The following is a 25,097-nucleotide window of genomic DNA, read 5'->3' on the forward strand; positions in this document are numbered from 1 at the left end:
GTCAAGCGCTCGCCGCGCTCGGCATCCGCAGCGTCTGCGCTGCCTCGATCAGCCGTTCCTTCGAGCCTAAGAAGTTGCGGCCGCGCTCACCCTCGAGCGAGTCCGCGATCAGCGCATGCCATTCCGCGCGCTCGATCCTGTAGGCGGCCGGATTGCAGGAGATGCCGAGCCGCGCCATGAAGTCCTCGAGATCGTCGGCCGCCCGCGCCAGGTCGGCGCCGAAGATCTGCTTCAGGCTGTCCTCGCAGAGACCGCCCGCCCCTTTGACGCTGCGCAGCACCATCGGCAGCGAGAACGAGCAGGCAATGCCGTGCTGCACGCCGTGCCGCAGCGTGATCGGGTAGGACAGCGAATGCGCGATCGCCGTCTTGGTGTTGGAGAACGCCAGCCCCGCGAACAGTGCCGCCTGCGCCATGCGGCTGCGCAGCTCGAGATTGCCGAGATCATTGGCGAGCTTCGGCAGCACGTCGAGAACACCGCGCGCCGCGGCGACCGCGTGATTGGCCGACACCGGGTTGTTGTTGACGTTCCAGATGCTCTCCAGCGCATGCGACAGCGCGTCGAGCCCGGTGCTGATGGTCAGCAACTGCGGCTTGCCGAGCATCAGGCGCGGATCGATCACCGCATGGGTCGGATACAGCGACGGGCGCGCCAGCGAGTATTTCTTGCCGTTGGCCTCATCCCAGACCGTGCCCCAGCACGTCACCTCGCTGCCGGTGCCCGCGGTGGTCGGCACCGCGATGATCGGAATCGCCGAGAGGCGTTCGGCGCCCTGCTGCGTCTCCAGGTAGGCTTTCACGGTCGCGAAGTCGCCGCCGGCGGCCGCGAACACTTTTGCCGAGTCGATCACCGAGCCGCCGCCGAGCGCGATGATCACCTCGGGCTGCTTCGCGAGCCCGGCAAAGCGCGCGGTCTGCTCGGTGAGCAGCCGGTAGTCCGGATTGGGCGCGACGTCGCGGATCGTCAGGACCGACGGCCCCGCCGCGGCGCGCACCCGCCGCTCGAGCTCGGCGAAAGCCGGCTCGCCATAGGTCACGAGCACATAGGCGCGCTTGCCGATCAGCGCCGGCAGCTTGTCGAAGGCGTCGGCTCCGAATTCGATCTTCACCGGGTTGGAATAAGTCCAGGCCATCCACGCGTCCTCCGTTTGGCGCGAAGGTACGTCGTCGGCTGCTATTGACAAATTCATTCTACGGATGCGCTCTATTGATTATGTCAATAGTGTTCAGCCAGCTGCGCGCCTTCCACGCGGTCGCCGCCCATGGCGGCTTCACCGCGGCCTCCCGCGTGCTCAATGTCGGCCAGCCGACGTTGACCATCCAGGTCAAGGAGCTGGAGGAGAGCTACGGCGTCGAACTGTTGATCCGGAAGCCGCGGCACACCGAGCTCACCGAAGCCGGCGCCGCACTGTTCGAGATCACCCGTGGCATCATGACGTTCTGCGACGAGGCGCATGAACTATTGGCCGCGCATGGCAAGGCCACCAAGGGCCATCTGCGGGTGGCGACCGTCGGACCGTTTCATGCCACCGAGATCATCGCGGCCTTCAAGCGCGATCACCCCGAGGTGCAGATCTCGACCCTGCTCGGCAATTCCGAACGCACCTTCCGCCACATCGTCGACTTCGAGGCCGACGTCGCGATCCTGGCGGAAGTGCCGGAAGATCCGCGCGTCACCATGATCCCCTACCGCACCCACCGCGTGATCGTGTTCGTCAACCGCGATCATCCCTGGTTCAAGCGAAAGTCGGTCAGGCTGCGCGAGTTGGCCGATCAGCCGATCGTGCTGCGCGAGCGCGGCTCGACCACGCGGCGCGCCTTCGAGGCGACGATGCAGGCCGAGGGCATCAGGATCGAGCCGGTGTTCGAGATCGAGAGCCGCGAAGGCGTGTGGAAGGCGGTCGAGCGCGGGCTTGGCATCAGCGTCGTCGCCGACTTCGAATTCGTGCCGCATCCCAATCTGCGCGCGCTCGAGATCAGCGACCGCACCATCAAGACCCAGTACAGCATCGCCCATCACAGCGGCCGCGGCCATTCCCCGATGATCAAGGCGTTCGTCGATACGGTTCGGCGGATGAAGGGTGGCGATACTATCGCGAAGAGGCTTTCTCGGCCTTGAGTGTGAAGAGCGCTACGAGCGCTGCCAAACTTAAAGCCGATGTGACCGCAAGCGTGTAGCCGCCGAGCGGTGAAATCAGAAACCCGAATGCCAGCGGCGCGATCGCTTGAGACAGCCGCGACGGCGCGCCGAGCAGTCCAAGGCGATAGCCGTAATCCTTTGGACCGAATATCGCCAACGGCAGCGTGCCCCGCGCGATCGTCAGGATCCCGTTCCCTGCGCCGTGCAACAGCGCGAAGACTCCGGCGAAGCCGCCGCCGAACAAGCCGATCACGCAGGCGCCCAGCGGGTGCGTGATACAGGCAAGTCGTGCCGACCAGAGCGGATGGAACCGTTTCAGGAGGCTCGCTTCGACAATGCGCGCCGCCACCTGCGCCGGGCCGATCAACGCGCCCGCCGCGATCGCCTGCGCTTGCGTCGCGCCGAGCGACTCAAGAATTCGCGGCAAGTGAACGGCCATCGCCGAGGTGACGCTCCAGGCGGCCGCGAAGGCAAAGGCCAGCAACACCATCGCACGGTCGATCGGAACATGCGGCTTTGGCGTGTCGGCTGCGACCCGATGCTCTCTCTTCAATTTGGGGATCAGGAAGCCGTTGAGGGGCAGGCAAATCAGGATGTGCGCGGCCGCCCAGCCGAAGCAAGTCCAGCGCCAGCCGATCGTTGCCAGTCCCCACGCGCTGAGCGGCCAACCGATCGTGCTGGCAAAGCCCGCGATCAGGGTAATGCCGGTGATGGAGCGGCGGGCCGTGTCGCCGTAGATGCGCCCGAGCGCTGCGAAAGCTGCGTCATACAGACCAAGGCCCATGCCAACGCCGAGCAAAAGCCAGCTCACCGCCATTAGCACACCACCGTGCGAAAGCCCGAGCAGGATCAGACCGGACGCCAGAATGAGGTTGGAGGCGCAGAGCACCTCACGCCCACCTATCCGGTCGATCTGGCGGCCAACGCGCGGGCCCAGCAGTCCTGAGATCACCAGCGCCATCGAGAACGCGGCGAACAGCCAGTTCGTCGAGATGCCGAGGTCGCGCGCAATCGGGTCCGCGAGAATGGCCGGCAGATAATAGCTCGAGGCCCATGCAAGGGTTTGCGTGGTGCCAAGCGCGACAATCAGGACGTTATCCGCATGGCGACTCATCCGGCGTGCGCACCCGGCGTCTTGGACGAAACCACCTCTCCGTCTTCCTTGACGAATTGGCCGATGTCGGCCACGGCGAGCAGATCAAGCACGGCCTCGGATGGCCTGCACAGTTTCACGCCCTTTGGCGAGACCACGATCGGCCGGTTGATCAAGATCGGATGCGTCATCATGAAATCGATCAACTCGTCGTCGCTCCACTTTGGATTGGCAAGATCGAGCGCAGCATACGGCGTGCCCTTCTCGCGAAGCAGCGCGCGCGGTGTCATACCCATGGCGGAGATCAGCGAGATCAGCGTGTCGCGCGAAGGAGGAGTCTCGAGATACTCGACGATCTCGGGCTCCTCCCCGCTCTGGCGGATCATGGCCAAAGTGTTGCGCGACGTGCCGCAATCGGGATTGTGATAGATCGTGATCGTCATCGGACTGCTTCCTTGGTCATTTCAGGGGCCCGAAGGAGCCACGTCATGAATGCCGCCGCGACCACGGCGCCCAAAATTTCGGCGACGATGAATCCCGGCAGGTCCTGCGCCCGGATGCCGGAAAACGTATCGGTGAAGGATCGCGCGACGGCGACTGCCGGATTGGCGAAGGACGTCGACGCAGTGAACCAGTAGGCAGCCGTGATGTAGAGCCCGACCAGCCATGGAATTGCGGCCTCACGAAACCGCAGGCCACCGAGAATGGTTGCGATCAATCCGAACGCGGCAACGAATTCCGCAAACCACTGCGGAAATCCCGTCCTTGCCTTGGCAGAGAACTCCAATAGCGGCAGGCCGAACATGGCGTGCGCAACCACCGCGCCCAGGATTCCTCCGAGCACCTGTGCCGCGATGTACTGCGCGGCATGCGGCGGACGGAGTTCGCCCTTGAGCGTGAACACCAGCGTCACCGCCGGATTGAAGTGCGCGCCGGATATCGGTCCGAGGATAGTGATCAGCACCACCAGAATGGCGCCGGTCGGAAGCGTGTTGCCGAGCAGCGCCAACGCGACGTCCTTGGTCAAGGTCTCGGCCATGATGCCTGAGCCGACGACGGTTGCGACCAGAAGCAAGGTCCCGAGGCATTCGGCCGCAAGGCGTCGCGGCAGGTCGAACTCGCGCATCAGGCACGCGCCTTCTTCTTGACCGTGGAGGGCTTGCACTGGGCATCAGCGAGCGCCGGCGCGCAGATTTCCGGATGGCCCGCGCAGCAATCCTTCATCAGGAATGCGATGAGATCGCTCAAGCCGGTGAAGTCCGCCGAGTAGATGATCGAGCGCGCCTCGCGACGCGGCACGATCATGCCGGCATGTTCGAGGTCCTTCAGGTGGAAGGACACGTTGGATGGCGACACCGCGACTGCCTCGGCGATCGCCCCCGCCGCCATTCCATCGGGACCGGCCTGCACCAGCAACCGCACAATCCGCAGCCGCGTTTCCTGCGATAGCGCGGCAAAGGCGGTTCGGGCTTGACGCTCCTCCATCTTTCGATAATCCTATGATTCAACAATCATTGAAATGAGGATAGCAGTCATGGACACGCTTGCCAATACCCGATCGATCGTCGGCGCCCTGCTCCCGGTAGACGAGCTCTCGTCAGCTGCGCTCCTTTCCAGCCTCGAAGCACACAGGGAGAAGCCGCTGGTCTTCAGCTACGACGGCCGGGACGTCCGCCCGAGCTACCACGTGACAGAGGTCAAGACCGGGTCGTTCAGAGGGCTCGATTGCGGTGCGAACCCCGAGAGCTGGAGCGAGACCTTCATTCAGCTCTGGGACATCGAGGAGGAACACCGCGGCCACATGCCCGCCGGGAAGTTTCTCGCGATCATCCGCAAGGTCGATGAGGCTGTCGGCTTCGATCCACAAGCCAAGCTGACCTTCGAGGTGAGCGACGGTATTCGACCGATGCAGATCTATCGCGCGGAGCGCATGGACGCCGGCGACACCGCGATCCGCGTCTATCTCTCGGCACGTCCGTCGAGCTGCAAGCCGCGAGACCGATGGCTGCAGGAACAGCAATCCTGCTGTGCCCCGAAAGCCAAGCAGCCGTGCTGCGGCTGATTGCTGCCGAGCGTATCGGCCGCGGTCCACGTGGCCAGAGTCAGCACGCGATTTGAGAAATTTGCGGCTGTCAGCCGTGTCGGCTGGCACCGTTCAAAATGACGCGAAGCCCGCGATATGGCGATGGCCGAGCCGCAGCGACGATGCCTGCGCAGGTGCGGCCGCGCAACTCCCATGCGCCGAGCCCGATCGCGGGGATCGCCATTGCCTTCCGTGACGTCCACGCGCCCGTCATGGGCACGCGAACCCGTGCCTCCCAACTCAACTCTGCGTGGTACCGCGCACGACGATTCGTTCTGCGGCGCAGGCACGTCGAACATCATCTTCTCATTCCGCGCACGACTTCGCCGACGCTCCCCACGCAATCGCGTCATGCGCAGGAAAACCCGCCCCGGCCGCCTGTGTCGCGCCTTCAAATATGCATTTTCTGTGGCAACGACCGAAGCCGACTGCTATGGCCGATGTGGGGTTGCCTGCGTAGCAGGATTTTTTTCGATTTGGGGCCGGGCGATCGTCTTCGCCCATGCAGTGATTTCAAAAAATGCTTTCTTCAAAAATGCGTTCCGCATTTGGAATCGTTTCGGCAATCGGCAACCGCACAAGATACGTTCAGGCGTCGCTCAAATGGCTCCTTGTGGCGCTCTTTCAACTCGCTCTCATATCGCCTTCCTTCGCGATATCTGCCGGTTGCAGTCAGATCAACGCGACGTGGGGCGGCGGACTCTCGGTCGCATCGTCTGCGGAGCAATATCTGACATACAGCCTTTTGGCCGGTGAGAAGCTCACCTATTCGGCCACGACGTCGGGAGATACGAATCCACCCTCGAACCGTACCAGCGGTGCCGGATTCGCGCTCTACGGGCAGAACGGAAACACTGTCATTCTCGAGCAGTACGGAGCAGCAGGCAGCGAACTCAATCTCAACGGCAGTTACGTTCTTCCGCTGAATGATACTCAATTCATCGTCTATGCCTGGAGCACTGCAACTGGTTCTACCCAGGCGACCGTGACCTGCTCGGCTCCGCCGACCGTGACGGCGATATCGCCGACATCCGGGCCTCTGAGCGGCGGCAACTCGGTCGTGATCACGGGCACGAACTTCATCGGCACCACGGGCGCCGGCGGTGTGAAATTCGGCGCCACGAATGCGACGAGCTACACCGTCAATTCCGACACCCAGATCACCGCGTTCGCGCCGAGCGGTTCTGCGGGCACCGTCGATGTGACCGTCACGAATAGCGGGAATACGTCGGTGACTTCGGCCGCCGACCAGTATACTTACGTCGCGCCACCGACCGTCACCTCGATCTCGCCGACGGCGGGGCCGACAGCCGGTGGCACCACGGTGATCATTACCGGCACCAATCTGACGAGCGCGACGGGGGTCACATTCGGCGCATCGGCGGCGACGACCTTCACGGTCAATTCCGCAACCCGGATCACAGCGACCTCGCCTGCCGGCACCGGCACGGTCGACATCAGGGTGGCGACCGCAGGCGGCACGTCGCCGACGTCAGCCGCCGACCAGTTCACTTATGTCGCAGCTCCCACCGTTACCTCGATCTCTCCGACGTCGGGTCCGGGCGCTGGCGGCACGACCGTGACTATCACCGGCACCAACTTCTCGGGAGCCACGGCCGTGACCTTCGGGGCGACGTCCGCAGCCGGTTTCACCGTCTTGTCGCCCACCACGATCACAGCGACTTCGCCCGCAGGCGCGGGCACGGTCGATGTCAGGGTGGCTTCCGTGGGCGGAACGTCGGCAATATCGGCAGCCGACCAGTTCACGTATATTCAGTCCCCGACCGTCACTTCGCTTTCCCCCACCGCCGGCCCGACGGCCGGCGGCACCTCCGTGATCATCACCGGCACCAACTTCACGGGTGTAACGGCGGTGACCTTCGGCGGCACGGCCGCCGCGAGCTTCACCTTGAATTCCGCCACGTCGATCACCGCGACCTCACCGGCCGGTACCGGCACGGTCGATATCAGGGTCACGACCGCAGGCGGGACCTCGGCGACGACGGCAGCCGACCAGTTCACCTTCGTCGCGCCACCGACCGTCAGCTCGATTTCGCCGACAACGGGGCCACAGACGGCCGGCACAACGGTGATCATCACCGGCACCAATCTGTCGGGTGCGACGGCGGTGACGTTTGGCGCAACCGCTGCAACGGGCTTCACGGTCAATTCCGCGACCCAGATCACCGCAACGTCGCCCGCCGGCATCGGCACTGTCGACATCAGAGTGACGACAGTCGGTGGGACTTCGGCCACGTCAGCCGGCGACCAGTTCACTTATGTCGCAGCCCCCACCGTCACCTCGATCTCTCCGACGTCGGGTCCAGGCACCGGCGGCGCGACCGTGACCATCACCGGCACCAACTTCTCGGGAGCGACGGCCGTCACGTTCGGGGCGACGGCCGCGGTGGGTTTCACCGTCGTGTCTCCCACCACAATCACCGCGACCTCGCCCGCAGGCGCGGGCACGGTCGATATCAGGGTAACCACCCTCGGCGGCACCTCGGCCACGTCGGCCGCGGATCTGTTCACCTATATTCCGGGACCCGCGGTCACCTCGATCTCCCCGACGACAGGTTCTCAGACCGGCGGCACGACAGTCACCATCACCGGCTCCAATTTCACGGGTGTAACGGCGGTGACCTTCGGTGCCACAGCCGCGGCAAGCTTCACCTTCAACTCCGCGACATCGATCACCGCGACCTCGCCGGCCGGCACCGGCACGGTTGATATCAGGGTCACGACCGCGGGTGGCACCTCGGCAACCTCGGCCGCCGACCAGTTCACCTATATCGGGCCACCAACCGTTACCTCGATCTCGCCGACTGCGGGACCCTTGGCAGGTGGCACCACGGTCACCATCACTGGTTCGGGCTTCACGGGCACCACCGCTGTGACCTTCGGCGCAACGGCCGCCGCCAGCTTCACCGTCAATTCAGCGACCTCGATCACCGCGACATCGCCCGCTGGAACCGGCACCGTGGACATCCGCGTGACCACGATCGGCGGCACCTCGGCGATTTCGGCCGCCGATCGCTTCGCCTATGCAGCGGCTCCGACCGTGACGGCAGTCGCACCGCCGGCCGGGCCGGTTGCGGGCGGCGCCTCGGTGACGATCACCGGCACCGGCTTCACCGGTGCGATGGCGGTGACCTTCGGCGCCACCGCTGCGACCAGCTTTACGGTCAATTCCGCGACCTCGATCACCGCGGTCTCCCCTGCCGGAGCAGGTACCGTCGATATCAGGGTGACCAATCCGGTCGGGACCTCGGCCACCGCTGCGGCCGACCAGTTCACCTACACGGCGGCGCCGACGGTGACGTTGATCTCGCCGGCATCGGGACCGGCTCCCGGCGGTACGGCGGTGACCATCACCGGCACCGGCTTCACCGGTGCGACGGCGGTGACCTTCGGCGCCACGGCCGCGACCAGCTTCACGGTCAATTCCGCGACGTCGATCACCGCGACGGCGCCCGCCGGCTCAGCTGTCGTCGATATCAGGGTGACGACCGCAGGGGGAACGTCCGCAACCTCGGCCGCGGATCAGTTCAGCTACCTGGCGGCGCCCGTGATCACGTCGATCTCGCCGACAACAGGTCCTGCGGTGGGCGGCACCTCCGTAACCATCGCCGGATCAGGTTTCGGTGGAACGACGGGCGCCGGCGCAGTCAGGTTCGGTGCTGTGAACGCGGCCAGCTACACGGTCAATTCGGCGAACTCGATCACGGCCGTCTCGCCACCCGGTACGGGCACGGTGGACATCGTCGTGACCAACAATTCGCAGGCGTCCTCCGTCACGGCCGGCGGTCGCTTCACCTATCAATCGGCAACGACGCAGACCGCGCTGGCTTCATCACAGAATCCGAGCCAATTCGGGCAATCCGTGACGTTCACCGCAACCGTCACCGCGTCCGGCGGAACTCCCGCGGGCACGGTCACATTCGCCGACAGCGGCGCAACGATCGGCTCCGCGACCTTGTCGAGCGGCGTTGCGACCCTCGCCGTCTCGACGCTTGCGATCGGCAGCCATACGATCACCGCGAGCTACGGCGGCAGCACCACGTTTGCGTCCAGCAACTCACCGTCGCTTGCGCAGACGGTCAACGTGCCGATCGACAGCGTGCGATTGCGGGCGCTTCAGCTCAACGTCACCAAGATGGTGGCGCAGACATCGGGCCAGGCGATATCAGGCGCAATCGATGACGCAATCGCCGACAGCTTCAACGATGGCGGCGCCTTCATGACACCGGGCAACGGACGCATCCGGTTCAATTTCTCTGCCGATCCGCGCGATGGCGATGGGGCCGAGCCAGCAACGACCACACCTGGTTTCGCCAGCAGCGCGTTTGGCGCTGACGGACGCCGCGACGCATCGTCGTTCGGTGGAGCGCGCCGCAGCGGCCCGCGGGTCGACGATGCCTTTGCGGCGATCGCTCAACAGATGCCGAAGAAAGCGCCTCCGAAATGGCAGGAGGAGAAGCAGTGGCTGCTCTGGGCCGACGTGCGCAGCGCGGGCATCGACCGCTGGGGCACGACGAACGCCAATGGCGTGGCGCAGACCTCGCAGGCTTCGCTCTACGGCCAGCAGGTCAATGCGTTGATGGGCCTGACCTACAAAGCGACGCCGACCCTGGCAATCGGCGTCGTGGGCGGCTGGGAAACCTTCAGCTACACCGAGCAGGACATCAACGGAAAGCTCAAGGGCGATGGCTGGACCACCGGCACCTATCTCGGCTGGAAGATCCTGCCGACGCTGCGTTACGACGCGGCCGTCACCTACTCCGGCATCGGATACAATGGCATCGCCGGCACCGCGCAGGGCAATTTCACCGGCGAGCGCTGGATGTTCGCGACCGGCCTGACCGGCACGTACAAGACCGCCGGCTTCCTGATCGAGCCGTCCGCGAGGCTCTATGCGCTCAGGGAGCATCAGAACAGCTACGTCGACTCCCTCGGGACCCAGCAAGGCACCCACGACTTCATGAGCGGACGCGCCTCGGGGGGCGTGAAGGCCGCCTACCCGGTCCCGTGGCTGGACAGTGGCATCGTGCTCACGCCGTTCGCCGGGCTCTACGGCGACTATTACTTCAACAAGGAAGATAGCGGCGCGATCCTTGCCGCAGGTAGCCTCCCGCTCGCATCGACACCCCTGCTGCAAGGATGGTCGGCGCGTGCGACCGGCGGTCTCGCCGCGCGCTTCCCCGGCGGAGCCGGTGTCGCGATCGGCGGAGAATTCGGCGGCCTTGGCAGCAACACCCAGATCTGGACGTTGAGCGCGAAAGCAAATGTGCCGTTCTGATATCTGCGCGGAACTTCTCAGACGAGCATTGCCTGCTGTCGCGAAGCAACTGCGCGATGCGAGCTCAATTGCGCACGAAGTACAGTAGCGTTCTCGGCGTCAACCGGTAGGCCGGCGAACTGTTCGACACGAAGCTGCCGTTGCGGCAGCATCGAAATAGTCCCGTTCATCACCAAACGCCGTGATTATGGGTCCGGGCTCTCGCCGGGACGACGGCAGGAATGTGGCGCGTTGGCGCGATGACGGCGAAGAACGCCCTACCGGCTCAAGTCGCCGTCGGCTCGCTCGACAGCGCGGCGAACACCATCTCCGGCGAATGCGCGATCACCGCGAGCAGCGCGCGGGCGGGTCCACGCGGCGCGCGCTTGCCCTGCTCCCAGTTCCGGATGGTTTCGACGGGCACGCCGAGCTTCGCGGCGAATTCGAGCTGGGTGAGCCTGGCCCGGCGGCGCAAATCACGCACGACGAGATCGCGTACTGCCGGCTGCGCGGCCACGGGCTGCATCGCTGCCTCGGCCGGGTGTGCAGGCACCAGCAGGATTTCCTGCCCGTCGCGCAGTTCGACGATCCGTCCGTCCGCCTTGAGCCGCAACCGCTGCATGATGGCCCCCATGATGGCCCTTTGGAGATAGGAGCATCATCCGCCAACCCCGTTAAGGCGCGATTAACGATAAACCGGCCCTCAGGCGCCGGCCTATTTCAGCCCGAACCACAGCGTGGCGATGCCGAGGAACGAGAAGAAGCCGACCACGTCGGTGACGGTCGTGACGAAGGTGCCGGAGGCGACCGCCGGGTCGGCTCGCACCCGTTCCAGCACCATCGGGATCAGGATGCCGCCGAGCGCGCCGGCGACCAGATTGCAGATGATCGCGAGCCCGATCACGATGCCGAGGCCCGGGATCTTGAACCAGGCCACCGCGGCGATGCCGGTGATGACGGCAAACGCAATGCCGTTGACCAGCCCGACCATGGTCTCGCGCAGCACCACGCGCATCGCGTTGAACGCACCGAGCTCGCGGGTGGCGAGCGCACGCACCGCGACCGTCATGGTCTGGGTCGCGGCATTGCCGCCCTGGCTCGCCACGATCGGCGCCAGCACCGCGAGCGCCACCATCTTCTCGAGCTGGCCCTCGAACAGGCCGAGCACCGACGAAGCCAGGAACGCGGTCGCGAGATTGACCAGCAGCCAGTTGAAGCGGCCGCGGGCGATGGTCCAGACCGTGTCGGACAGCTCTTCGGGATGGGTGACGCCGCCGAGCGCCTTCAAGTCCTCGTCGGCCTCCTCCTCGATCACGTCGACGACGTCGTCATGGTGATCACGCCGACCAGCCGGTCGGTGGTGTCGACTACGGGAGCCGCGACCAGATTGTACTTGCCGAATATGCGGGCGACCTCTTCCTGGTCCTCCAGCGCGGAGACCCGGCGGCGGTCCTCGTCGATCAGGTCCTTGACCGGAACCGGGCGGCGCGCGCGCAGCAGCACGTCGAGCGGCATCGCGCCGAGCAGGTGCCGGTCTGCATCGACCACATAGATCTCGTAGAAGCGCTCCGGCAGATCGGGCGTGTCGCGCATGTAGTCGATCGCCTGCCCGACGTTCCAATCCGGCGGCACCGCGATGAACTCGGTCTGCATCCGTCGGCCGGCGGAATTCTCCGGATACAGCAGGCTGCGCTCGATGTCCTCGCGCTCGGCCGCCGGCAGCTTCTCCAGGATCTCTTCCTGGTCCTCCTCGTCGAGGCTCTCGAGGAGCTCGACGGCGTCGTCGGATTCGAGCTCGCGGACGCCCTCTGCAACGGTCTCCGGCTCGAGTTCCTCGAGGATCTCCTCGCGGACCGTTTCGTCGACCTCGTTGAGTGCCGAAAAATCGAAATCAGCGCCCGTGATCTCGACCAGCGTGACCCGGTCGTCCGGCTCCAGCGCCGCGATCAGGTCGCCGAGATCCGCCTCGTGCAGTTCCGCGACCACCTCACACAGCAGCGGCCGGTCGGCGGCGTGGATGGCCCGGGTGATCTCCGCGACGAATTCGCCGCGGAGCTGGCCCTCCTCGTCCCGCATCGACATCCGGGCCTGCGGGGCTGCCCCGGCGGGTTCGGCAATGTCGATATTCTCGGCCATGCCGTGTTTCGCCGGTTTGACAGGAGGGGAAAATCTGGTCTGATTGATGCGGAACGGATTACCTAATCGGTGGGGCCCAGTGCAATGAGAAAGATGTCGAGCGCACCGCGACCGATCCTGAAGATTGTCGCGGCGCTGATCGCGCTCGCACCTTGCGGGCTGATCGGCTCGGCGCACGCGGCCGAGTGCTCGCGCAACGACGCGCTCGGCACCTCACGTGTGCTCGAGGTCGACCCTGCGACCTATCCGCGCGTCGGACTGAAGAGCTTTCCGCAGACCCTGCCGCTCAGGGATGGCGAGGTTGTGCTGACCTTCGACGACGGGCCGACACCTGGCGTCACCGACAAGGTGCTGACGGCGCTGGCAACCGAATGCGTGCAGGCCACCTTCTTCATGGTCGGCCGCAACGCGGCGGACCATCCCGATATGGTCCGCAAGATCGCGCGGCTCGGCCACAGCATCGGCTATCACAGCTGGGACCATCCGCATCTCAACAAAATGCCGACGGATCTGGCCGAGGCGAACATCAATCGGGGGATCGAAGCGGTCCAGACGGCCTTGCGCGGCACAGCGAGCACGGTCCCGAGCACGCCGTTCTTCCGGTTCCCCTATTTCGAGTCGACGCCCGCGCTGCTCGATCGTCTGGAAAAGCGCGGTATCGCGGTGTTCGGAGCCGATTTCTGGGCCAGCGATTGGAACAAGATGACCCCCGAGGAGGAACTCAAGCTGCTTACCGGTCGGCTCGAAGGCCACCGCAACGGAATTATCCTGCTGCATGATCCGCAAATGCGGACAGCCCAGATGCTGCCGGCCTTTCTAAGGTATCTGCGCGAGCATAATTATCACGTCGTCCACATCGTCCCGGCAGCGATGAAAACCGTGTCCGACCGGACACATTGAACCCGGGCCCCGAGCTGGATTACAGACTGTTAAGGCGGCGTTCATGGCGCCGCACCTAAGGATTCGTCAGTGCGTTTGGAATGCGGCCGAGATTTGATGATTGCAAACGTCCTGGTGATGATCCGGAAGCGGTCGCGGACCGTGATCGGCGCGGCGCTGCTGGGCTGCGGCTTGATGACGCCGTACGCTGCCCTCGCCGCGGATTGCCCGAACCCCAACGCACTCGGCACCTCGCGCACCCTCGTCGTCGATCCCACGGAGCATCCGCGGATCGGCACCATGCAGTATCCGGAGACCCTGCCGCTCGCCGACCATGAAGTGGTGCTGACCTTCGACGACGGGCCGCTGCCGAAATACAGCAACCAGGTGCTGGCCATTCTTGCAAGCCAGTGCGTCAAGGCCACCTTCTTCACCATCGGCTCCCAAGCCCGGTTCAATCCGGAGGGCGTGCGCAAGCTGATCGCGGCCGGACATACCGTCGGCACGCACAGCCAGAACCATCCGTTGACGATGAACAAGATGCCGCTCGAGCGGGTGCGGCAGGAAGTCGACGACGGCATCGCCTCGACGCTTGCAGCGCTCAATGGCGACAAGAGCAAGCTGGCGCCGTTCTTCCGGATTCCCGGCCTGATGCGCGCCGAGATCCCGGAAGCTTATCTGGCGTCGCAGGGCATCCAGGTCTGGAGCGCCGACTTCCCGGCCGACGACTGGCGCCACGTTTCGCCGCAACGGGTCTACGATCTCGCGATCCAGCGCATCGAGGCCAAGCGCAAGGGCATCCTGCTGCTGCACGACATCCAGCCGCGCACCGTCGCGGCGCTGCCGCGTATCCTCAACACGCTGAAGGAGCGTGGCTATCGCATCGTGCATGTTGTGCCCGCGACGGCCGACCGCCCGGCGACGCCGACCGAGCCGCAGCAATGGCTCATGCACCCGCCGACCGAGACGGTGGCGACCACGCGCTGGCCGAAGATTCCGAACTTCGTCTTCACCGCGACGCGGACGCTGCCCGCGCCGGTCTTTGCCGACATGGACTGGCGCGATGCCGACATCCTCGACCACGCGCAGCACGCCCGCGTCGCTGTGCCGGTCCACACGCCGTGGCCACAGCCGCAGCTCACGCTGCTCGCGCCGGTCTCGACATTGCCGATTCCCGCGGCCGACGTGTTTCACGTTCCCGAAGCACTGGACCTGACCCTGCTCGCGGCTCGCTCGGCCGCCAGTCGCCGCCTCGCGCAGCGCGCAACCGGTCCAGCCGTCGGTGCGCCGCGTGCGCAGGCGATCTCCGCGCGGCAGGCCAGGCATCCGAAGCAGGCCGCGCATCAGATCCCCGCTGCGGGTCACGGCAGGATCCACGGCGCGCCCATGCGTGTCGCACCGCCGGCTGCGAGCAATGCTTCGGTTCGCGTCGCCAAGCGCACGCCACGCGCCGAAGCCTCGGCCGCCGGCAAGCGCGTGCCTGACTAGCGCGCGATCTAGCTGGCCACGATCTTGGCGACGCAGAGCAGGATCACCAGCGCCAGGAAGAAGATATCGATATAGGATTTGATCTCGCCGGCGTGCCTGAGCGCGGTGACATCACCGACAATCTGCTTGCGCGAGGCCGCCGCATTGGGCCCCTCGCCGGCCGCCGCGGCCAACCGCCGCGTCTCGCCCTCCAGGCGCTCGATGCGCTGGAAGAAATAGAACGAGCGCAACCCGGAGAAGGCATGCATCGCCGCATAGACGAGAATCAGGATCGCCACCGTCGCGCGCTGCTCGTATTTCTCCAGAAGGTTCAGCGTGAAATAGACCAGCCCCAGGAACACGAAGTTGGAGAGGACACGGTAGGCGTAGCTGGCAAAGATCATCAGGCGCTCCGGGTGGGCAGGCTTGGGCCGCGCGATCGGAAGGTGCAGCGGCCCTCCGGCCGGCAGCGCCGAACCAGCCAGGCCATGCATCCGCGAATCTATCCGACGGGTGTTACAGGACCGCATCGGCCGGCACCTCCACCAACCGCTCCAGATCTGGGGCCGACCGTCACGCAGGCCGGCACAGCCGCGAGCGGCTATACTTCGAAAAGTTCAGCGATTTCAAGGATCAGCTGAGGTGTGGTGCGCTCGGAGGGACTCGAACCCCCACGGTGTTACCCACTGCCACCTCAAGGCAGCGCGTCTACCAATTCCGCCACGAGCGCTAGGATGCCGGATGGAACCCTAAGGCGCCGCCGCATCGACGGGGCCATGTAACAAATCATGCATGCAGGGACAAGGCGATTAATGCGCGAATTAACTGCGAACGCCGGGAGATTTCGGCAGCATCTGCTTGACCTCGACCGCAATCCGGTTGCGGTCGACCAGAACCACGCCGCTGGCGACCGGCAGGTTGTTGGCGAGGATCTTGACCTCGTCGGCCTCGGTGGCATCCAGTTCGATGATGGCGCCGCGGGACAGCCGCATGACCTGGTGAATCGGCATGGTGGTGGTACCGAGAACCACCATGAGATCGACGCTGACTTTATCGAGCGTGGGCACTTCTGAACCGCCGAACGGGAACTAAATTGTGGGTTCACCTGACCACGTTAGGGTTAGCTAATGGTTAACGACCGCCAAAGCCTCGATTTGACGACCTTTGCGCGCCCTTCGGGCGGCGAAGCGGTCGAATGGCGGATTGCGGACCGCCCGGTGCCCTACCCCGATTCTCTCACAGCGATGGACGCGCGGGTGGCGGCGATTGCCGACGGATCGGCACCTGAACTGGTGTGGCTGCTCGAGCATCCGCCGCTCTATACCTCCGGCACCAGCGGCAAGGCCGACGACTTGCTCGATCCGCGGTTTCCGACCTTCCAGAGCGGCCGCGGCGGCCAGATCACCTATCATGGCCCGGGCCAGCGCGTGGCCTATGTGATGCTCGACCTCAAGCGGCGGCGGCCGGATGTGCGCGCCTATGTCGCCTCGCTGGAAGAATGGATCATCCGCACCCTCGCCGCCTTCAACGTCCGCGGCGAGCGCCGCGAGGATCGCGTCGGGGTCTGGGTGCGTCGCCCGGACAAAGGGCAAGGCTACGAGGACAAGATCGCAGCGATCGGCGTGCGGCTGCGCCGCTGGGTCTCGTTCCACGGCATCGCGATCAATGTCGAGCCGGATCTTTCGCACTTCCAGGCGATCGTGCCCTGCGGCGTGGTCGATCCGCGCTACGGCGTCACCTCGCTGGTCGATCTCGGATTACCGGTCACAATGGCCGATGTCGACATCGCACTCCGGCAGGCATTTGCCGAGGTGTTCGGCGACACCGCAGCGCGCCTGCCGGAAGCGACCGGCTAGACGTCACGCCGCCTTTTGCGGCGCGACGTCGAGCTTGCCGGCGATGTAGCGGCGCTCCTGGGTCAGGCCGCCGAAGCCGTAGGCATCGCCCTTCACCTCGTCGACATGAGCGTAGCTCTCGGTGTGGAGCGGCCCGAGCAGTTCGCCCATCCGCTTGAACAGCGCGGCGAGATAGGCCGCCTTCTCATCTTTGGTGTTGGTGCCCTCGGTGACGTGGATGTCGAGCCAGTAGCTCGCGAGCCCCTGCTCGGCGAGCGACTTGCCGCCCGCGAACCAGTCGGCGGCGTCAGCGGACTTCACGATGATCGCGGTGACCTTGGGATCCTTGTGCAGGATCTTTGCGGTCAGGTCCGACACCGCGGCGGCGATGTCGGACTTCAGCGACGATGGCTGGCGCGAGGTCGCGTAGGTGACGGTGATGAGCGGCATGATCGGTCTCCTTGAATTCGGTTGGCGCGGGTCAATCGCGCCTCCTCTAGCTAGACCTTCACGCATCATCTTGGTATCTTATCTATATGGATAGTAATGATAATGATTATTGATCATGACGACCACGCTCGACATCGATACCGTGCAGGCCTTCCTCCTCGTCGCCGAGTTGCAGGGCTTCACCCGCGCCGCCGAAGCGCTCGGCACCACGCAGGCCGCGATCAGCATGAAATTGCAGCGGCTCGAAACCGTGCTCAGCAAGCGGCTGGTCGAGCGTTCGCCGCGGGCGGTGCGGCTGACCGCCGACGGCGCGGCCTTCCTGCACCACGCCCGCGCACTGATCGAGGTGCATGACCGCGCGCTATCAGGCGAGAAACCGGCGCGACAGCAGCTCACGCTCGGGATCAGCGATCACGCCGCAGGCCCGGAGCTGGTGCCGCTGCTGGAGCGGTTGCACGCGATGGCCTCCCAACTTGCACTCGCCGTGACCATCGGTTTCTCGCGCGAGATGCTCGATGCCTACGATGCCGGCGAACTCGACGCCGTGATCGTGCGCCAGGAAGGCAGCCGGCGCGGCGGTGAAAAACTGGCTGAAGACGAATTCGGCTGGTTCGCCGCCAAGCGCTTCGTCTGGCCGCGCGGCAACGCTTTGCCGCTGGCAACCCTCGCGCCACCCTGCGGCGTACGCGCCCTGGCCGTGCGCGCGCTCGACAAGGCCGGCATTGCGTGGACCGAAAGCTTCATCGGCGGCGGTGTCACCGCGGTGGTATCAGCCGCGCTCGCGGGCCTTGCGGTTGCCCCCCTCGTCCGCCGCATCGCGCCGCCAGGCCTGATCGACATCGGCCCCGCGCACAAGCTGCCGCGGCTCGGTACGTCAAAGGTGACGCTGCATTCAAAGGTCAGCGATCCTGCAAAGCTGGCGGCGTTGCGGACGCTGGCTGCGACATTTCGGAGCGTGGCGTCTGCGGCCTAACGCGAACGACCATGCGGGCTCAGGAGGCATATTCGCCGGCCTCCAGCTCTTGCACGACAAACCAGTAGGTCAGACCTGCGACGAATCCGGCTATGGCGAACAGACAACCAAGTCCCGATGTCCAGACTGCCGGAGATCGCAGCAGCAAGCTGATGCTCAACGCACCGATCACGGTGCCTGCGCAGCCGAAGAACACGGCCGACCCGATCAGAAGCTCTTCGCCCAGCCAGATGACGATCGCGGCGGGAACAGCGGTCAAAAAACAGGTGACGACGAAAACCAGGAATGAGGGAAGCAGAAGCGCGACGATGCCTCCCAGCAATCTCGTTATATCGCCACCGGACATGATCATCAGAAGGGTCTGGGCAACACCGGAAAGAACCGCGGTCGCGGCGCCACAGCCCGCCAACCAACCTCCGAAAGCGCGCGAACAGGTGCTGGACATCGTGCCCTCCTCTAAAGGATCGCCTCGAATGCGCTACGCAGGGTCTCGTGCCGGAACACAAAGCCGTTGCTCAAGGCCTTGTTCGGCAGCACGCGCTGGCCGCCGAGCAGCAGCTCGTTGGCGAAGTCGCCGCCCGCCGCGCGGAGCAGCGCGGCAGGCACGCGGAAGATCGCCGGCCGGTGCAGGCGCCGCCCCAGCTCCTCGGTAAACTTTGTGTTGGTCACCGGGATCGGTGCAGTCGCGTTGATCGGCCCGGAGAGCTCGGGCCTCGCGATCACATGCGCGATCAGGCGCACCAGATCGTCGCGCTCGATCCATGACATCCACTGCTTGCCTGAGCCGAGCGGGCCGCCGAGACCGAATTCGAAGGGCGTCAGCATCCGCGTAATGAAACCGCCGTCGGTGCCGACCACGAGACCGATCCGCAAATACGCCACGCGCACGCCGTGATCGGCAGCGGGCTTGGCCGCATTCTCCCAGGCCTCGCACAGCTCATGACTGAAGCAGGCGTGGGATTTTGCGGACTCCGTCAGCACCTGGTCCTGCCAGAGACCGTACCAGCCGATCGCGGAGCCGCTCACCAGCACCGACGGCTTGCGTCCCAGCCGCGCGATCAGCCTGACGACCTCGGCCGTCATCTCGACACGCGAGGCGACGATCTTGCGGCGCTTGGCTTCAGTCCAGAGACCGTTGCCGATCGGCTCGCCCGCAAGATTGACGATGGCGTCGATCACTGAGTCAGCGGGCAACTGGTCGAGGCTGGTGATCAGCGTCACCGGCGGCGGCAGCATCTCGGTCTTCGCCGGATTGCGGATCAGCACAATCACCTGATGGCCCGATGCCGTGAGGCTGGCAACAAGGCGACTGCCGATGAAACCGGTCGCGCCGGTCACCAGCACGGTCTGCCGCGCCGGCAATTTCTCGACCAGCGTCGCAGCCGGCACGCTGGCCATCCGTCCCAGCCGCCTGGCGGCGGCAAAATCGCGCGCGCCGAACAGCGCGGCACCGAACGCCGCAGCGGTTGCGAACAGGCTTAGGAGACCCGCATAGGCCGGTACAACGGCCGTCGGCAGCATGGCCCAACCGATCAGGATCGGCACCAGCAGCACGAGGATAGCGCCGTAGTTGATCGCGAGCAGAGTATGATTGATCCGCTCGCTCGGCGGCAGCTTTCGGCTCAGATCCTCCTCGACGAAATCCATCAGCGTGATGACGACCTCGACGACCAGCACGACCATGATGGTGATCGCGATAATGCCGTGCACCTCCAGCCAGCCGAGCACGAGGAACAGCAGCGCATAAAGCATGTTCCGCACGCTGTGCAGCTGAAGCTCATGGCGCTGCGACGGGCGCCAGGCCAGCCGCTCGGTGAACTCGTGGTGATAGAAGGTGTCGAACGCGCCCATCGCGATCTGGATGGCGACCAAGATCCAAAGCAGCGGTGTCATGACGAGGCCTCCCTGAACACGGCAGACTGACGGATTAGCCGGCCGAAACGCGGGTGGATGATCTCCAGCGTGAAGCGGAAGTCGCCGCAGCCGAGATCGGAATGGGTCACGGTGAGGTCGCCGGGCGTGAGCCATTCGGGCAGCGGCAGGCGAAACGGACCGAGCTGCAGCGAATAGCCGACGCTGTGAAACACCAGCGCCTCATGCTCCACCGCGATCCGCAGCGCCATGCTGACGCCGAAGCCGACATATTCCTCGAGCCCGGTCGGACCGGCGAAACGCTTGGCGGAATGGATCACCTGCGGGAAGCCGTCGCGGCGCGCGCAGATGCGGGTCCATATCTGGCCGCCGCTCGCGGCATCCTCGGTGACCGTGACGATCATCGGCACGCCGGTCTCGCTGCCGGTCGGGAGCGGCCCGCCGATCAGCCGCGCGGCCTGTGCCAGCCACCAGCCGGCGCGGCTGCTCGCGGCTTCCTCGACCTCGCCGACATAGACGACGGTGTTGCCGTCCTCGAACCGCTTCGAGAAGCGCCGCCAGATTGCGACCGGCAAGCGGCCCCAATCCTCATTCGATAACAATGCGCGGAAGCGATGATCGTCGAGCATTTTGGTATCGGAAGCCGGCGCTGTCTTTAAGGTGGATATCCTTGCTGACGTCATCGCACACTCCCGTTACGCCGCCGCCCCTATTTGGCTCTGCCTGTCGGCAGGAAACTCACGATCTTCTCGCCAAGCTTGATCAGCGCGACCAGGCGCGGCCGCGGCACGTTCAGCATCTGCGTGTACCAGCGGTCGACCAGCTCGGTGAATGTCAGCATCTCCTTCAGCCGCTTGCTGGCGAGCGAGCTGATGGCCGGATCGTCAGCCGCGTCGGAGACGCAGGCGCGCAGCGCTGCAAGCGCCGGATCGATCTCGCGCTCCTTGCGCCCGGCCGCGATCTTGGCTGCGACCTCCCAGATGTCGGTCTCGGCCTCGAAGTGGTCGCGACGATCGCCAAGGATCGGCACCCGCCGGATCAACCCCCAGGACAGCAGCTCCTTGATCGAGTTGGAGACGTTGGAGCGCGCCATGCCGAGCGTGTCGGCAATGTCCTCCGCCGTCATCGGCGCCTCCGCGAGATAAAGCAGCCCGTGGATCTGGCTGACCGAGCGGTTAACGCCCCACTGGTCGCCCATGTCGCCCCAATGCAGGATGAAGCGCTCGACGGCGGCGGGAAGTTTTTTCTTGGCGGTTATTTCTGTCATAACAGAAATATCAGACCGTTCGGAGTGAAAGTCAAGGGTCATCGATGCCGCCAGGGACGCCGCGCGACGCAGCGTGCCCCTCTCGCCTGCGTGACCCCAGCGAAGGTGATCATCACAGATGACGAATTTTCCTTTGTCGCGACCGACGTCTTCGTCCAAGCTGATCCGGGTGGACGATTTTTCGGCCGGATCGCGGGCTGTCGACAATGAGCCAGCTTCACGGCCAACAAGGAGCTTGCGATGCCCGCGTCCGACAAGGAGTTCGTTGGGTCCATTCCAGAACTTTACGACCGGCTCCTCGTGCCGATGATTTTTGAACCCTACGCACGCGATCTCGCACAACGCGCCAAGGCCATTGGCCCGCGCGACCTGCTTGAGACGGCCGCGGGCACCGGTGCCGTGACCCGCGCGCTGTCGGCAGCGCTCGGCCGTGACACCCGCATCGTGGCGACCGACCTGAATGAACCGATGCTCGAACGGGCGAAATCGCGGATGCCGGACGCGGCTGATATCAGGTGGCGGCAGGCCGACGCGCTCAACCTGCCGTTCGACAATGCGAGCTTCGATGTCGTCGCCTGCCAGTTCGGCGCGATGTTCTTCCCCGACAAGCCCAAGGGTTATTCGGAGGCTCGCCGTGTCCTGAAGCCGGGCGGCCGTTTCCTGTTCAGCATGTGGGATCGCATCGAAGAGAACGAGTTTGCCGACGTGGTGACCCAGGCATTGGCAGAGGTCTTCCCGGCCGATCCGCCGCGATTCCTGGCGCGCACGCCCCATGGCCACTACGCGGCAGACCCGATCCGGGCCGATCTTTTGGCCGCGGGCTTCAGCAAGATCGAGATCGACACCGTCCGGGAGCAAAGCCGGGCGAACGCGCCGCACGATCCGGCGATCGGTTTTTGCCAGGGCTCACCGCTGCGCGGCGAGATCGAGGCGCGTGGCGGGATCGGCCTCGACGCTGCGACCGAGCACGCCGCATCGGCGCTCGCGCGGCGCTTCGGCAAGGGCGCGATCGAAGGCCGCATTCAGGCGCTGGTGATCACGGCTGTTGCGTGACCGCGCGTCATACCGTCGGCAGGACCGAGAACCGCTCCCCTGCCCGTCGCAGGTTCAGAAGATCGGAATTGCCTGATACGGCGTGCACGGCATCGACCCGCGCCGAGAACGGTCCGCGGCCGCAGGCCGCGATCATGTCATCGACGACGGCCTCGGAGCCGGCGAACACCGCCTCGACGCTGCCGTCGCGGCGGTTACGGACCCAGCCTTCGAGGCGGCGTGAGGTCGCCTGCTCGTCGACCCAGGCGCGATAGCCGACGCCCTGGACGCGGCCATTGACCGTGACATGGCGGATCACGCCGCTCATTTCTTCAGGCCGAGGAATTCGCCGCTGCGCGCCCTGGTCTCCGCCTCGCGCATCACGCGGCTGGTCAGTTCGAGGGACGCGATACCCTTGAGGTTCTTCGGCGAGGTGCCGTCGCGCAGCGCCTTCAGCGTCTCGTAGACGGCCTGGGTTGCGGCCGCGAACGGCGCGTGGCCCTGCAACGCGATCCTGACGCGCTGGCTTGCCAGATAGTCCAGCGCGGTCATCTCCTCCGGCGCCCCGCCGAGCACGATCGGCAGCGTCGTCGCCGCCGAAATCGCCTCCAGTTCACCGCGCGACTTGATGCCGGTGAAGAACAGCCCGTCGACGCCGACCACCTCATAGGCCCGCGCGCGTGCGATCGCGTCGTCAAGATTCGTAATCGAGACGGCACCGGTCCGGCCCAGGATGACAAGCGTCGGATCGCTGCGGCCATCAAGCGCCGCCTTCATCTTGCCGACGCCCTCCTCCAGCGAGATCAGCTGGGTCTTCGGCTGGCCGAACGCCTGCGGCAGCAGCGTGTCCTCGATGGTGAGGCCGGCGGCGCCGGCAGCTTCCACTTCCTGGACGGTGCGGCGGACATTGAGCGCGTTGCCGTAACCGTGATCGGCATCGACGAGCACCGGAAGGGTCGACGCACGCGACATGCGGCGTATCTGCTCGGCGAATTCGGTCAGCGTGATCAGCGCAATGTCGGGATCGCCGAGCACGGCGAGCGAGGCCACCGAGCCGCCGAACATGCCTAGCTCGAAGCCAAGGTCCTCCGCAATCCGGATCGAGGTCGCATCGTAGACCGAGCCCGGGCGAATGCAAATTGATCCGTTGAGAATCGATCGCAGGGCTTCGCGGCGTTTGCGGAAGGCCATGGTGCTGTCTCCATCCGCGTCATTGCGAGAAGCGAAGCGACGAAGCAATCCATCTGTCGTCATGTGCGGTTAGATGGATTGCTTCACTTGCGCTCGCAAGGACGGTGCTAAGCGAACTCCAGGATCAGCGCATCGACCGCGAGCGTGGCGCCGGCGGCGGCGTGGATCTTCTTCACCGTGCCGTCACGCTCGGCGCGCAGCACGTTCTGCATCTTCATGGCTTCCACGACCGCGAGGGTCTCGCCGGCCTTGACCTCCTGGCCCTCGGTCACCGCGATCGACACCACGAGACCGGGCATCGGACACAGCAATTTCTTGCCGGTGTCGGCGGCCGAGACCACCGGCATCAGCTGCGCCGAGGTTGCCTCGGTCTCGGTGAAGACATAGACCGGGACCTCAAAACCCTGATGCGCCAGGCGGAAGCCGTTGTTGATCGCCCGCACCTGCACGGCGACGAAGTTGCCGTCGATGGTGCCCTGCCAGACCGGCTCGCCTGGCACCCAGCTCGACACCAGATTGTGCGGATTGCCGGGCAGCCCGTCGGCGCCAATGAAGCGCACGGTAATGGCATCGCCCTCACGCGCGACATCGAGCGCGACTTCGGCGCGCTCGAGCCACACCGCGCGGCGGCGCTCGCGCAGCACGACGCGGCCGCCCATCTGGCCCGAAATCTGCCGCTTGCGCTCGCCCAGCACGTGATCGATGGCAGCCCCCACTGCCGCGAGCCTCCGCGCGATCTCGCCTTCAGGCGCACGCGCGGAAAATCCCTTGGGGAATTCCTCGGCGATGAAGCCGGTCGAGAGCCGGCCCTCGCGCCAACGCGGATGGTTCATCAACGCCGACAGGAACGGAATGTTGTGCCTGATGCCGTCGACATAGAAAGCGTCGAGCGCAGTCGCCTGCGCCTCGATCGCGGCTGCGCGCGACGGCGCGTGGGTGACGAGCTTGGCGATCATCGGATCGTAATAGATCGAGATCTCGCCGCCCTCCTGCACGCCGGTGTCGTTACGAACAGTGATGCCGTCGTGGCTGGCTTCGGCCGGCGGACGGTATTTCACCAGGCGCCCGATCGACGGCAGGAAATTGCGGAACGGATCCTCGGCATAGACACGCGATTCCACCGCCCAGCCGGTCAGCGTCACGTCCTTCTGCGCGATCGCGAGCTTCTCGCCGGCAGCGACGCGGATCATCTGCTCGACGAGGTCGACGCCGGTGATCAGCTCGGTGACGGGATGCTCGACCTGCAGACGGGTGTTCATCTCCAGGAAGTAGAAGCTCTTGTCCTGGCCGGCGACGAATTCGACGGTGCCCGCCGAATCGTAATTCACGGCCTTGGCTAGCGCGACGGCCTGCTCGCCCATCTTACGGCGGGTCTGCTCGTCAAGCAGCGGCGACGGCGCCT

Annotated in this window: 25 protein-coding genes, 1 tRNA gene and 1 pseudogene; 9 read left to right on the forward strand and 18 right to left on the reverse strand. The window is 65.3% G+C overall.

Going from position 1 to position 25,097, the window contains the following annotated elements:
- Position 1: 1 nt before the first annotated feature.
- On the reverse strand, positions 2-1,132 hold the full coding sequence (gene psrA / locus H8A95_RS18140; RefSeq protein ID WP_229184354.1) for an iron-containing alcohol dehydrogenase PsrA: 1,131 nt from the start codon (positions 1,130-1,132) through the stop codon (positions 2-4).
- A gap of 80 nt (positions 1,133-1,212) precedes the next feature.
- Between psrA and H8A95_RS18145 the strand changes: the two genes are divergently transcribed.
- The gene (locus H8A95_RS18145) at positions 1,213-2,118 is read left to right on the forward strand and encodes a LysR substrate-binding domain-containing protein (RefSeq protein ID WP_229184377.1); all 906 of its coding nucleotides are present in this window, start codon (positions 1,213-1,215) and stop codon (positions 2,116-2,118) included.
- Here the strand turns inward: H8A95_RS18145 and H8A95_RS18150 are convergent.
- From H8A95_RS18150 to H8A95_RS18165, 4 genes are read right to left on the reverse strand one after another with little or no spacing between them, the layout of a single operon-like run.
- Positions 2,090-3,253: an MFS transporter gene (locus H8A95_RS18150; protein WP_229184355.1), complete on the reverse strand. Its 1,164-nt coding sequence runs from the start codon at positions 3,251-3,253 to the stop codon at positions 2,090-2,092. The two genes, H8A95_RS18145 and H8A95_RS18150, sit on opposite strands and share 29 nt — an antisense overlap.
- The gene (gene arsC / locus H8A95_RS18155) at positions 3,250-3,675 is read right to left on the reverse strand and encodes an arsenate reductase (glutaredoxin) (RefSeq protein ID WP_229184356.1); all 426 of its coding nucleotides are present in this window, start codon (positions 3,673-3,675) and stop codon (positions 3,250-3,252) included. Before arsC ends, H8A95_RS18150 begins: the two co-directional genes overlap by 4 nt.
- On the reverse strand, positions 3,672-4,358 hold the full coding sequence (locus tag H8A95_RS18160; protein WP_229184357.1) for an aquaporin: 687 nt from the start codon (positions 4,356-4,358) through the stop codon (positions 3,672-3,674). The genes arsC and H8A95_RS18160 overlap by 4 nt, the downstream gene beginning before the upstream one ends.
- Complete coding sequence (locus H8A95_RS18165; RefSeq protein ID WP_229184358.1) at positions 4,358-4,717, reverse strand: ArsR/SmtB family transcription factor; 360 nt, start codon at positions 4,715-4,717, stop codon at positions 4,358-4,360. Before H8A95_RS18165 ends, H8A95_RS18160 begins: the two co-directional genes overlap by 1 nt.
- 49 nt (positions 4,718-4,766) lie before the next feature.
- On the opposite strand from H8A95_RS18165, the gene H8A95_RS18170 reads away from it, so the two are divergent.
- From H8A95_RS18170 to H8A95_RS18180, 3 genes are all read left to right on the forward strand, one after another.
- The gene (locus H8A95_RS18170; protein WP_229184359.1) at positions 4,767-5,294 is read left to right on the forward strand and encodes a DUF6428 family protein; all 528 of its coding nucleotides are present in this window, start codon (positions 4,767-4,769) and stop codon (positions 5,292-5,294) included.
- 372 nt (positions 5,295-5,666) lie between these two features.
- Positions 5,667-6,071 carry a hypothetical protein gene (locus H8A95_RS18175; RefSeq protein WP_229184360.1) on the forward strand — a complete coding sequence of 135 codons (405 nt, stop codon included), beginning with the start codon at positions 5,667-5,669 and terminating at the stop codon, positions 6,069-6,071.
- Positions 6,061-10,614, forward strand: a complete 4,554-nt coding sequence (locus H8A95_RS18180; RefSeq protein ID WP_229184361.1) for an IPT/TIG domain-containing protein — start codon at positions 6,061-6,063, stop codon at positions 10,612-10,614. The genes H8A95_RS18175 and H8A95_RS18180 overlap by 11 nt, the downstream gene beginning before the upstream one ends.
- A gap of 265 nt (positions 10,615-10,879) precedes the next feature.
- Here H8A95_RS18180 and H8A95_RS18185 read toward each other — a convergent pair whose 3' ends face one another.
- Together H8A95_RS18185 and mgtE are read right to left on the reverse strand one after the other, a co-directional pair.
- Positions 10,880-11,215: a helix-turn-helix domain-containing protein gene (locus H8A95_RS18185; protein ID WP_229184378.1), complete on the reverse strand. Its 336-nt coding sequence runs from the start codon at positions 11,213-11,215 to the stop codon at positions 10,880-10,882.
- A gap of 93 nt (positions 11,216-11,308) precedes the next feature.
- A pseudogene (gene mgtE, locus H8A95_RS18190) lies at positions 11,309-12,729 on the reverse strand (magnesium transporter).
- Positions 12,730-12,813: 84 nt separating this feature from the next.
- Between mgtE and H8A95_RS18195 the strand changes: the two are divergent.
- Positions 12,814-13,629, forward strand: a complete 816-nt coding sequence (locus H8A95_RS18195) for a polysaccharide deacetylase family protein (protein ID WP_229184362.1) — start codon at positions 12,814-12,816, stop codon at positions 13,627-13,629.
- A 96-nt stretch (positions 13,630-13,725) separates the two neighbouring features.
- Positions 13,726-15,096: a polysaccharide deacetylase family protein gene (locus H8A95_RS18200; protein WP_229184363.1), complete on the forward strand. Its 1,371-nt coding sequence runs from the start codon at positions 13,726-13,728 to the stop codon at positions 15,094-15,096.
- An 8-nt stretch (positions 15,097-15,104) separates the two neighbouring features.
- On the opposite strand, the gene H8A95_RS18205 is transcribed toward H8A95_RS18200, so the two are convergent.
- From H8A95_RS18205 to H8A95_RS18215, 3 genes are all read right to left on the reverse strand, one after another.
- Positions 15,105-15,569: a hypothetical protein gene (locus H8A95_RS18205; RefSeq protein WP_420839417.1), complete on the reverse strand. Its 465-nt coding sequence runs from the start codon at positions 15,567-15,569 to the stop codon at positions 15,105-15,107.
- A 151-nt stretch (positions 15,570-15,720) separates the two neighbouring features.
- A tRNA-Leu gene (locus tag H8A95_RS18210) sits at positions 15,721-15,805 on the reverse strand.
- A gap of 91 nt (positions 15,806-15,896) precedes the next feature.
- Positions 15,897-16,142: a FliM/FliN family flagellar motor switch protein gene (locus H8A95_RS18215; RefSeq protein WP_021080574.1), complete on the reverse strand. Its 246-nt coding sequence runs from the start codon at positions 16,140-16,142 to the stop codon at positions 15,897-15,899.
- A gap of 60 nt (positions 16,143-16,202) precedes the next feature.
- On the opposite strand from H8A95_RS18215, the gene lipB reads away from it, so the two are divergent.
- A complete protein-coding gene (lipB, locus tag H8A95_RS18220; protein WP_229184364.1) occupies positions 16,203-16,931 on the forward strand; it encodes a lipoyl(octanoyl) transferase LipB in 729 nt (242 codons plus the stop codon).
- A gap of 3 nt (positions 16,932-16,934) precedes the next feature.
- Here the strand turns inward: lipB and H8A95_RS18225 are convergent, their stop codons facing one another.
- The gene (locus H8A95_RS18225; RefSeq protein WP_229184365.1) at positions 16,935-17,360 is read right to left on the reverse strand and encodes a tautomerase family protein; all 426 of its coding nucleotides are present in this window, start codon (positions 17,358-17,360) and stop codon (positions 16,935-16,937) included.
- 115 nt (positions 17,361-17,475) lie between these two features.
- Between H8A95_RS18225 and H8A95_RS18230 the strand changes: the two genes are divergently transcribed.
- Positions 17,476-18,333 carry a LysR family transcriptional regulator gene (locus tag H8A95_RS18230; RefSeq protein ID WP_229184366.1) on the forward strand — a complete coding sequence of 286 codons (858 nt, stop codon included), beginning with the start codon at positions 17,476-17,478 and terminating at the stop codon, positions 18,331-18,333.
- A 19-nt stretch (positions 18,334-18,352) separates the two neighbouring features.
- Here the strand turns inward: H8A95_RS18230 and H8A95_RS18235 are convergent, their stop codons facing one another.
- Genes H8A95_RS18235 through H8A95_RS18250 form a run of 4 tightly spaced genes read right to left on the reverse strand, consistent with a single transcriptional unit; the run spans position 18,353 to position 21,472 of the window.
- On the reverse strand, positions 18,353-18,778 hold the full coding sequence (locus H8A95_RS18235; RefSeq protein ID WP_229184367.1) for a hypothetical protein: 426 nt from the start codon (positions 18,776-18,778) through the stop codon (positions 18,353-18,355).
- Between the two features lie 11 nt (positions 18,779-18,789).
- On the reverse strand, positions 18,790-20,226 hold the full coding sequence (locus H8A95_RS18240) for a TIGR01777 family oxidoreductase (protein ID WP_229184368.1): 1,437 nt from the start codon (positions 20,224-20,226) through the stop codon (positions 18,790-18,792).
- Positions 20,223-20,888 (reverse strand): DUF4166 domain-containing protein, encoded by a 666-nt coding sequence (locus H8A95_RS18245; protein ID WP_229184369.1) that lies wholly within the window; start codon positions 20,886-20,888, stop codon positions 20,223-20,225. The genes H8A95_RS18240 and H8A95_RS18245 overlap by 4 nt, the downstream gene beginning before the upstream one ends.
- A gap of 26 nt (positions 20,889-20,914) precedes the next feature.
- Positions 20,915-21,472, reverse strand: coding sequence for a GbsR/MarR family transcriptional regulator (locus H8A95_RS18250; RefSeq protein ID WP_229184370.1), 558 nt, complete (start codon positions 21,470-21,472; stop codon positions 20,915-20,917).
- 240 nt (positions 21,473-21,712) lie between these two features.
- On the opposite strand from H8A95_RS18250, the gene H8A95_RS18255 reads away from it, so the two are divergent.
- Positions 21,713-22,525, forward strand: coding sequence for a class I SAM-dependent methyltransferase (locus H8A95_RS18255; protein WP_229184371.1), 813 nt, complete (start codon positions 21,713-21,715; stop codon positions 22,523-22,525).
- Positions 22,526-22,532: 7 nt separating this feature from the next.
- On the opposite strand, the gene H8A95_RS18260 is transcribed toward H8A95_RS18255, so the two are convergent.
- The 3 genes from H8A95_RS18260 to H8A95_RS18270 all read right to left on the reverse strand — a co-directional run.
- Positions 22,533-22,832 (reverse strand): acylphosphatase, encoded by a 300-nt coding sequence (locus H8A95_RS18260; protein WP_229184372.1) that lies wholly within the window; start codon positions 22,830-22,832, stop codon positions 22,533-22,535.
- Complete coding sequence (locus H8A95_RS18265) at positions 22,829-23,695, reverse strand: isocitrate lyase/PEP mutase family protein (protein ID WP_229184373.1); 867 nt, start codon at positions 23,693-23,695, stop codon at positions 22,829-22,831. The genes H8A95_RS18260 and H8A95_RS18265 overlap by 4 nt, the downstream gene beginning before the upstream one ends.
- Before the next feature lie 107 nt (positions 23,696-23,802).
- The coding region (locus H8A95_RS18270) for an ATP-binding protein (RefSeq protein ID WP_229184374.1) at positions 23,803-25,097 on the reverse strand (1,295 nt) is incomplete at its 5' end.

The sequence above is a fragment of the Bradyrhizobium oropedii genome (assembly GCF_020889685.1).
In the GTDB taxonomy this organism is placed as follows: domain Bacteria; phylum Pseudomonadota; class Alphaproteobacteria; order Rhizobiales; family Xanthobacteraceae; genus Bradyrhizobium; species Bradyrhizobium oropedii.